7 protein-coding genes and 1 pseudogene are annotated in these 9,159 nt (G+C 72.3%); 5 read left to right on the top strand and 3 right to left on the bottom strand.

Features of this window, described 5'->3' with window-relative positions; translation table 11 throughout:
* Both H1A17_RS32225 and H1A17_RS32230 read left to right on the top strand, forming a co-directional pair.
* Positions 1 to 382: pseudogene (locus tag H1A17_RS32225) on the top strand (ATP-binding protein); the annotation flags it as partial.
* Between the two features lie 5 nt (positions 383 to 387).
* Positions 388 to 801 (top strand): roadblock/LC7 domain-containing protein, encoded by a 414-nt coding sequence (locus H1A17_RS32230; RefSeq protein ID WP_204926246.1) that lies wholly within the window; start codon positions 388 to 390, stop codon positions 799 to 801.
* 99 nt (positions 802 to 900) lie between these two features.
* Here H1A17_RS32230 and H1A17_RS32235 read toward each other — a convergent pair whose 3' ends face one another.
* Positions 901 to 2,397 carry a GH1 family beta-glucosidase gene (locus H1A17_RS32235; protein ID WP_228544656.1) on the bottom strand — a complete coding sequence of 499 codons (1,497 nt, stop codon included), beginning with the start codon at positions 2,395 to 2,397 and terminating at the stop codon, positions 901 to 903.
* Positions 2,398 to 3,286: 889 nt separating this feature from the next.
* On the opposite strand from H1A17_RS32235, the gene H1A17_RS32240 reads away from it, so the two are divergent.
* Complete coding sequence (locus H1A17_RS32240; protein WP_145920765.1) at positions 3,287 to 6,193, top strand: glycoside hydrolase family 48 protein; 2,907 nt, start codon at positions 3,287 to 3,289, stop codon at positions 6,191 to 6,193.
* A gap of 338 nt (positions 6,194 to 6,531) precedes the next feature.
* On the opposite strand, the gene H1A17_RS32245 is transcribed toward H1A17_RS32240, so the two are convergent.
* Positions 6,532 to 7,155 carry a DUF3159 domain-containing protein gene (locus tag H1A17_RS32245; protein WP_375372849.1) on the bottom strand — a complete coding sequence of 208 codons (624 nt, stop codon included), beginning with the start codon at positions 7,153 to 7,155 and terminating at the stop codon, positions 6,532 to 6,534.
* A 281-nt stretch (positions 7,156 to 7,436) separates the two neighbouring features.
* Between H1A17_RS32245 and H1A17_RS32250 the strand changes: the two genes are divergently transcribed.
* Entirely contained in the window at positions 7,437 to 8,324 is an 888-nt protein-coding gene (locus H1A17_RS32250; RefSeq protein ID WP_194823651.1) for a phosphatase PAP2 family protein, read from the top strand.
* Between the two features lie 7 nt (positions 8,325 to 8,331).
* Here the strand turns inward: H1A17_RS32250 and H1A17_RS32255 are convergent, their stop codons facing one another.
* Positions 8,332 to 8,784 (bottom strand): YbhB/YbcL family Raf kinase inhibitor-like protein, encoded by a 453-nt coding sequence (locus H1A17_RS32255; RefSeq protein WP_145920763.1) that lies wholly within the window; start codon positions 8,782 to 8,784, stop codon positions 8,332 to 8,334.
* Positions 8,785 to 8,863: 79 nt separating this feature from the next.
* Between H1A17_RS32255 and H1A17_RS32260 the strand changes: the two genes are divergently transcribed.
* Positions 8,864 to 9,159: maleylpyruvate isomerase N-terminal domain-containing protein (locus tag H1A17_RS32260; protein WP_194823652.1), on the top strand; the 296-nt coding region annotated here is incomplete at its 3' end.

Consider the following 9,159-nt stretch of genomic DNA (forward strand, 5'->3'; position numbering starts at 1 on the left):
GTCGCCGCCCAACCAGCTCCCGGCCCGCGCCGCGCAGGTGCGGCCACCGGCCCCGCCCGCCGACGGCGGCTGGTGGTCCCGGCAGGGCCCCGCCCCGTCGTCGCCGGCCACCCTGGGTGGGAACACCCCGGCGCCGCCGCTGGTCCCGGTCACCGGTGGCACCAACGACCGGGGGTTGCCGGTGCGGGTGCCGATGGCCCAGCTGACCTCGGTGACCGAGCCGGCCCGGCCGCCGTCGGCCCGGGTCCGTGAGGACCCGGACCCGGAGGCGGTGGGCGGGATGCTGTCCCGGCTCTACAGCGGCGTGCGCCGTGCCGAGGCCGAGGAGACCACCGAGTTAATCTTGCCGCCGGGTGCGCGCAGCGAAGGAGGACGACAGTGATGACACTGAGCCAGGAGGCGCGTGACCTGAACTGGTTGGTCAACGCGTTCGCCGAGCGGGTGCCCGGGGTGGCGCACGCGGTGGTGGTCTCCTCGGACGGTCTGCTGGTGGCGATCTCGGCGCAGTTGCCCCGCGACCACGCGGACAAGCTGGCCGCCGTGACCTCGGGGCTGATGAGCATCACCGCGGGCGCGGCCCAGATGTTCGACGGGGACGTCGTCAAGCAGACCGTGGTCGAGATGGGCCGGGGCTACTTCCTGGTGATGCAGATCCGGGACGGTTCGATCCTGGCCACCCTGGCCGGCGCGGACGCGGACATCGGCGTGGTGGGCTACGAGATGGCCCGGCTGGCCAAGCAGGCCGGCGAGATGCTGACCCCGGCGTTGCGCGCGGAACTCCAGCAGGCGCTGCCCCGCTGACGGGCCTCCGGTCGGCTGCCCGGCCGTCGTTCGGCTGCCGGGCCGGACCGCCCCCACGCGGTCCGGCCGTGCCGGTGGCGTTCCCGCTCCGTCGACGGCCTACAGGCCGTTGTCCCGGATGACCTGGCGGTACCAGTGGGCGCTGCGCTTCGGAATCCGCCGCTGGGTCGGGTAGTCCACGTAGACCAGTCCCCAGCGCTGGTCGTAGCCTTCGGCCCACTCGAAGTTGTCGAGCAGCGACCAGACGTGGTAGCTCTCCAGCGGCACCCCGTCGGCGATGGCCCGGTGGGCGGCGGTGAGATGGTCGCGCAGGAAGGCGATCCGGCCGGCGTCGTCGACGGTGCCGTCCGGGCCGAGGGTGTCCGGGCAGGGCAGGCCGTTCTCGGTGACGGTGATCGGGATCGGCCCGTAGTCGCGGGTGACCCGGGTCAGGATGTCGTACATGCCCTGCGGGTAGATCTGCTGCCAGTCCGCCTCGCTGGTGGGCCAGCGGGTGACGGTGTTGCCGTTGCCGGTCAGGTAGAGCGGGGTGTAGTACTGCACCGCGAGCAGGTCCACCGGGCTGGCGATGGTCGCCAGGTCGCCGTCGCGGATGCCCTTGGCCATCCGGCTGTCCGGGCCGAGGTCGGCCAACACGTCGGCCGGGTAGGCGCCGGTGAGGATCGAGTCCAGGTACAGCCGGTTCTCGTACCCGTCGTGCAGCTTGGCGGCGGCGGCCGCGGCCGGGCTGTCGTCGGCCGGGTAGCACGGGTGCAGGTTCAGCGCCGGGCCGATCCGGGTGTCGTGGCCGGTGGCCCGCAGCGCGCGCACGGCGAGGCCGTGGGCGAGCTGGAGGTGGTGGGCGACCAGGTAGGCGGCGTCGGAGTCCTGCCGGCCGGGGGCGTGGTGGCCCCAGAGGTAGCCGTTCTGCACCACGGTCTTCGGCTCGTTGACGGTCAACCACACCGGCACCTGGTCGCCGATGCCCCGGAAGACCACGTCGGCGTAGTCGGCGAACCGGTGGGCGGTGTCCCGGTTCTCCCAGCCGCCGTCGTCCTGCAACGCCTGCGGCAGGTCCCAGTGGAACAGGGTGACCATCGGGGCGATGCCGCGTTCGTGCAGGCCGCCGATGATCCGCTTGTAGAAGTCGAGCCCGCGCTGGTTGGGCTTGCCGGTGCCGTCGGCCTGGATGCGGGGCCAGGAGATGGAGAACCGGTAGCTGCGCAGCCCGAGGTCGCGCATCAGGTCCAGGTCGTCGGCCCAGCGGTGGTAGTGGTCGGCGGCCACGTCCCCGGTGTCGCCGTTGCGGGTGCGGCCGGGGGTGTGGCTGAAGGTGTCCCAGACCGATTCGCCCCGGCCGTCCTCCTTGGCGGCGCCCTCGATCTGGTACGCCGAGGTGGCGGCGCCCCAGCCGAAGTCGTGCGGGAAACGCACCCGCTCCGCGGCGGGGTCGGCGGTCGGATCGCCACCCTTCGGCGCGTCGCAGCCGGCGGCGAGGACGCCGGTGGCCGCAGTCAGTCCGGCGCCAGTGGCGGCGGCGGAGAGCCCGGCGCCGGCGGTGGCGGCGGCGGAGAGCGCGGCGCGGCGCAGCAGGCGTCGCCGGGTGAGTATCGACATGGATGTTTCTCCTCAGGGTGCGGGCCACCCCGACGGCCGGGAGCGCTCCCAGCGCGGGCGTGCGACGGCCCGGCCGCCTCGGGGGCGGACCGCCAGCCTAGAGGGCCGCGCGTGGGCGGCCGGGATGGGGAATGGCGAGTGTGACGGGCGTCGTCAGGGACGGTCGGCCGATCTGCCGAGGGGCAGATAGCGATCGAGGCCGGCCGGGCGGCGCGCACGCCTGACCCGTCGGCCTCTTTTCCCGTCGAGTACGGGGGTTTAGTGTGGGGACGGGGGAGGGCAACCCCCGTCCCCACCTGTGTTGCACACACGCACGCTCGAATTGGCGTCCGGCCGTGCGTGTCGCGCGGGAGCCGGGCCACGCGAGTGGCTCTGGTTCCACCTCCCTCCGTGATGGTGGGGTGTGGCTGGCGACGGTGTCCGGGCTGGCCCGTCGTCAGCCGTTCGGGCTGAACCCCGTGGTCGGGCGACCACGGTTGTGACCTTCACTTGTTGCATCTCCGTCGATGGAAGCGCTCCCATCGGCGATGCTGCGACTGTAACGCCCGTCACGGCTTTGTGAAAGCCCCTAAACGAGATCGAAACATCGACCTGCGTTTCGACAGAGGTAGTTGTTGTGGGAGCGCTTCCATGGCACACTGTCGAATCAACGCAGCGGAGCCAGACACGCGCGAGTGATGGGTCGCCGAGGGCATCCGGGTCTCCCGGACGGCACCCGAAGGAACGGCACGACGGCCGCAGCGGCCGTACCCCGTCCCTGCCCCGGCCCACCGGCCGGACCGACCACCATTCCGGCACCTCCGTCCCCCCGCGCACCCCTGTGACAGCGCGTGGAGGTGCCTCCGCCGGGGCCCGCAGCCCCGGCCCGGTCCGAGGAGACACCGCGCACATGAGACTCATGGCAAGACGTCGCCGCACGGCGATGCTCGCCGCCACCGCACTCGCCATCGGCGGGGTGGGCCTGCCGGCCAGCGCGGCCCAGGCCGCGCCGGCCTGCGACGTGGTCTACGCCACCAACGACTGGGGCAGCGGCTTCACCGCGAACGTCACCATCAAGAACCTGGGCGACGCGCTCAGCAGTTGGTCGCTCAAGTGGACCTTCCCGAACAGCAGCCAGCGGGTCACCCAGGGCTGGTCGGCGAAGTGGAGCCAGAGCGGCAGCGAGGTCACCGCGACCAACGAGTCCTACAACGGCAACATCGGGACCGGGGGCTCCACCACCATCGGCTTCAACGGCTCCTACTCGGGCAGCAACCCGAAGCCGACGTCGTTCACCCTCAACGGCACCCCGTGCAACGGCACCCCGGCCAACCAGCCGCCGACGGTCACCCTCGGCGTGCCCTCCGGCCCGTTCACCGCGCCGGCCGACGTGCCGCTGACCGCCACCGCCAGCGACCCGGACGGGACGATCAGCAAGGTCGAGTTCTACCGCAACGGCCTGCTGGTCAACACCGACACCTCCGCGCCGTACGCGTACACGCTGACCTCGCTGCCGGCCGGCAGCTACACGGTCCAGGCGAAGGCGTACGACAACGCCAACGGCATCGGCGTGTCGGAGAAGTCGTTCACCGTCAACGCGGCCACCGGCCCGGCGCTGGTCGCCACGCCCTCCTCGGTGAGTGTCAACGAGGGTGGCAGCACCACCTTCAACCTCAAGCTCAGCGCCGCGCCGTCGGGCAACGTGCCGGTCACCCTCACCCGCACCGGTGACAGCGACATCACGGTCTCGCCGACCAGCGTCACGCTGACCCCGAGCAACTGGAACACCGGGGTCACCGTCACGGTCGCCGCGGCGGAGGACACCGACACCGCCGGTGGCACCGCCACCATCACCGCGGCCGGCACCGGAGTCTCCTCGGTGGTGGTCACCGCCACCGAGATCGACAACGACACCCCCGGCGGGGACAACGCCTACGTGGCGAAGTTCCTGGAGCAGTACGGCAAGATCAAGAACTCGGGCTACTTCAGCCCCGAGGGCGTGCCGTACCACTCGATCGAGACGCTGATCGTCGAGGCGCCCGACCACGGCCACGAGACCACCTCCGAGGCGTTCAGCTACTGGCTGTGGCTGGAGGCCTACTACGGCCGGGTGACCCAGAACTGGTCGCCGTTCAACAACGCCTGGACGGTGATGGAGAAGTACATCATCCCGTCGCACGCCGACCAGCCCACCGCGGGCGTCGCCGGCACCCCGCAGTACGCCGCCGAGTACAACCTGCCCAGCCAGTACCCGTCGGCGCTGAACCCGAGCGTCTCCGTCGGCCAGGACCCGCTGCGCTCGGAGCTGCAGTCCACCTACGGCACCGGTGACATCTACGGCATGCACTGGCTGATGGACGTCGACAACACCTACGGCTTCGGTCGCTGCGGTGACGGCACCACCAAGCCGGCGTACATCAACACCTTCCAGCGCGGCACGCAGGAGTCGGTGTGGGAGACCATCCCGCAGCCGTCCTGCGACACCTTCAAGCACGGCGGTCAGTACGGCTACCTCGACCTGTTCGTCAAGGACTCGGGCGCCCCCGCCAAGCAGTGGAAGTACACCAACGCCCCGGACGCCGACGCCCGCGCCGTGCAGGCCGCGTACTGGGCGCTGACCTGGGCCAAGGCGCAGGGCAAGCAGGCCGACGTCGCCGCCACCGTGGCCAAGGCCGCCAAGATGGGCGACTACCTGCGGTACGCGATGTACGACAAGTACTTCAAGAAGATCGGCAACTGCGTCGGGGCGAGCACCTGCCCCGCCGGCACCGGCAAGGACTCGGCGCACTACCTGCTGTCCTGGTACTACGCCTGGGGCGGCGCGTACGACGCCAGCGCGGGCTGGTCGTGGCGGATCGGTTCCAGCCACAGCCACTTCGGCTACCAGAACCCGTTCGCGGCCTGGGCGATGACCAACATCAGCGAACTCAAGCCGAAGTCCCCGACCGCCGTCGCGGACTGGCAGAAGAGCCTCGACCGGCAGCTGGAGTTCTACACCTGGCTCCAGTCGGCCGAGGGCGGCATCGCCGGTGGCGCCACCAACAGCTGGGACGGTAGCTACGCCCAGCCGCCGTCGGGCACCGCCACCTTCTACGGCATGTTCTACGACGTCGACCCGGTCTACAACGACCCGCCGTCGAACCAGTGGTTCGGCATGCAGGTCTGGTCGATGCAGCGCATCGCCGAGCTGTACCTGGAGACCGGCAACACCAAGGCCAAGGCCCTGCTCGACAAGTGGGTGCCGTGGGCGATCGCCAACACCACTCTGGGCACCAACTGGTCGGTCCCGTCCGAGCTGAAGTGGACGGGCCAGCCCGCCAACTGGAACCCGAGCAGCCCGGCGGCCAACACCGGCCTGCACGTGGAGGTCAGCTCGAAGGGTCAGGACGTCGGTGTCACCGGCTCCCTCGCCCGGACCCTGATCGCCTACGCGGCCAAGTCCGGCAACACCCAGGCGAAGACCACCGGCAAGGGCCTGCTGGACGCGCTCTCGGCGGCCAGCGACAGCAAGGGTGTGTCGACGACCGAGACCCGCGGCGACTACAAGCGGTTCGACGACGTCTACAACGCCGCCGACGGCCAGGGCCTCTACGTGCCGCCGGGCTGGACCGGGAAGATGCCCAACGGTGACACCATCGCCGCCGGCAAGAGCTTCCTGGACATCCGGTCGTTCTACAAGAACGACCCGGACTGGCCGAAGGTCGACGCGTACCTCAAGGGCGGCCCCGAGCCGACCTTCAACTACCACCGGTTCTGGGCCCAGTCCGACATCGCCATGGCGTACGCGGACTACGGGATGCTCTTCCCGAACGGGTGAGTTGACCCTGCCGGGTGGGTGGCGCGGCGCCGCCCACCCGGAGGCCGACCGGGCCCGGGGGAGCGGACAGCCCGGTCGGCGGGCGGCCTGATTCCCACGGTCAGGCCGGGGGTGGGTCGACCGTCCGGCCGACGCAGCGGAGCGGCCGGCCCACCCCACCATCCCCCTTTCCCGCCCCGGCGGGAAAGCGGCGAAAAAAGAGCGCGCGCGGGATAACGCGACGCCCTATGACGGAGTACCGTGTTGATCGGAGAGGCCGCTCCCCCCGTGGCGGCCTCTCCGTTAACGTCTGTGCCCCCGGCACCCCGCGCCACACGTCGGCACCGGGCAGGCCCGGCTCACCCGGATTCCACCGGGTGCCGCAGCCCCGGATGGCCGGCCGGCAGCGACCGGCGGATCACCACCCAGCTCACCGTCAGCGCCGCCGCCACCAGCGGCCAGGTCAACGCCACCCGGGCCACGGTCAACGCGACCACCTGCCCGCCCAGCCACAGCGGCAGGAACACCGCCACCCGCAGCACATAGGTGGCCGCCCACACCCAACTGCCCCGTCCGTACGCCCGCAGCAGCGCCGGGTCGCGCCGCCACCGTCCCCGCTGCCGCAGCGCCGCCCCGACGACCACGCCGAGCAGCGGCCGGCGTACCACGATGCTCACCATCCAGACCAGCGCGCTGGCGAGGTTCGAGAAGACCTGCACCGCGAAGAAATCGGCCGCCCGGCCGGTGCGCAGCGCCACCACGGCGGCCAGGCACACGGCCAGCAGCCCGATCAGCACCGCCCGGGGGCGGTCCCCGCGCCGCCACCGCCACAGCGCCACCGCCGTGCCGGCCAGCACCGCCACCGCCACCCCGCCGACGACCGACCGTCCGGTCGCCAGCCAGCCGGCGGTGAACGCCACCGGCGGCAGGGTCGCGTCGATCGCGCCACCGCGCCCGCCGAGCAGGCCGGCCAACGACTCCACCTGATCCGGCGGCCCCGCCGGACCCCGTCCTACCGCCGGACCCCGTCCCGCCGGCTGCGTGTCGGCCGGGCTCCCGGCCGGTGGCACGGCGTCTGTCGGCTGCCCGGCCGGTGGCTGCGGGCCCGGCCCGTGCGGTGTCGGCGGGTCCCCGGCCGGCGGCTGCCGGGTCGGTCGTCCGTGTTGTGGTGTACCGGTCACCGTCACCTCCCGTGGTCCCGTGTCAAGGTATCCGGACCGCCCCGGTGGGCCCACGCGCGACGTGCCGCGCGTGCCGCTACGGTGTGCGGGTGCGTGCGACGGCAAGGGGTTGGACCGCGGTCTGGTTGGTCGTGCTGGCATTGGCCCAGACGGCGGCCTTTCTGCTGGTGTGGCGGTTCGCCGTGCACACCGGGACCGGGCAGTGGCTCGACACGGTCGCGTTGACCGGCAACCGGATCGGCCAGGACCGCATCGACGGTCTGGTCAACCGGATCCTCAACGCCATGTCGGTGGTCTCCCTGCTCGCCGCCACCGTGGTGATCTTCTTCATCGCCCTGATCCGGGGCCGCAAGGCGCTCGCCATCTCGGCCACCCTGCTGATCGCCGGGGCGAACGTCACCACCCAGGTGCTCAAGTACGTCATCGACCGGCCCGCGCTGGGCATCGACCCGCAACGCGACGCGGTCGGCAACAGCCTGCCCAGTGGACACACCACCATCGCCGCCTCGGTGGCGCTGGCGCTGATCCTGGTGCTGCCGGCCAAGGTACGCGTCCTCGGGGCGTTCCTCGGCACCGCGTACGCCGCCGTCGCCGGGGTGGCCACCCTCTCCGCCGGCTGGCACCGGCCCAGCGACGCGGTCGCCGCCTTCCTGGTCGTCGGGGTCTGGGCGGCGCTGGCCGGCCTGCTGCTGCTGGTGTTCCAGCACGAGCAGGCACAGGTCGCCCCCGACGACGCCCACAAGGTGGCCGCCAGCGTGCTCGGCATCGGTGGTCTGCTCGCCGTCCTCGGCTGCGGACTGGCCCTGTCCGGCCTGCTCGACCAGCAGCAGGTGCCGGTGGACGAACTGACCCGCCGCACCCTGTTCATCGGGTACGCCGGCAGCGCCGCCGGGATCGCCGGCACCATGGGGGTGGTGGCGGCCCTGGTGCTGCTCTCCGTGCACCGCCTGGTGCCCCGCTGGAAGGGCTGACCGGACGCTAGCGCCGGTACGTCCCGACCATGGTGCCGCTGGCCAGTTCCCGGCCGGCGAGGGCCGCGTGCACGTCGGCCGCCTGCGGCGCGTCCGCCAGGTCCAGGGGACGTTCCAACGCGTACAGCCGGAAGAAGTACCGGTGCGCCTCCTCACCCTGCGGCGGGTGCGGCCCACCCCAGCCGGTGCCGCCGAAACCGTTGGGCCACGCCCGGCCGCCCGGCGGCAGGGCACCCTCGGCCACCCCGTCCGAGATGGGGGAGATGCCGGTGACCAGCCAGTGCAGGAACGGACTGCGCCCGGCGTCCGGGTCCTCCACCAGCAGGAGCAGTTCGGTGGCCGCCGGTGGCACGTCGGACCACTGCAACGGCGGCGACACGTTGCCCCCGTCGCGGGCGAACCGCCCCGGCAGCAGGTCGTGATCGGTGAACGCGGTGCTGCGCAACATCAACCCGGCCATCTGGCGACCGCCCCCTCTCCTCGGCCCGCCGCGGCTACCCGGCCACACCGCAGGCGAAACCAGATGCGAGGCTGGGACCATGGACGCAGCGTACCCCGGTGACGGCGGCAGGCGTGCCGACCCGCCGGCACCCGCCCCGACGCCGGTGGGTACGGCGTTCCGTGCCGAGTGCGCCCGGCTGGCGGTGGTCCTGTCCACGCTGACCGACGCGGACCTGGACCGGCCCACCCCGTGCCCGCCCTGGGCGGTCCGGGACCTCGTCGCCCACGTCCGCACGGGTGCCGGACGCCTGGTCGACATGCTCGCCGCGCCCGCGCCGCCGCGCGCCGAGGTGGACGCCGCCGGCTACTTCGGCCCGGCGAAGTTCACCCCGTC

Origin of the sequence: Micromonospora sp. S-DT3-3-22 (genome assembly GCF_015354745.1) — a bacterium.
Classification (GTDB): domain Bacteria; phylum Actinomycetota; class Actinomycetes; order Mycobacteriales; family Micromonosporaceae; genus Micromonospora; species Micromonospora wenchangensis.

Coding starts and splice junctions, on each gene's coding strand:
- H1A17_RS32240 (WP_145920765.1), top strand. CDS start 3,287: ATGAGACTCATGGCAAGACGTCGCCGCACGGCGATGCTCGCCGCCACC.
- H1A17_RS32255 (WP_145920763.1), bottom strand. CDS start 8,784: ATGGCCGGGTTGATGTTGCGCAGCACCGCGTTCACCGATCACGACCTG.
- H1A17_RS32235 (WP_228544656.1), bottom strand. CDS start 2,397: ATGTCGATACTCACCCGGCGACGCCTGCTGCGCCGCGCCGCGCTCTCC.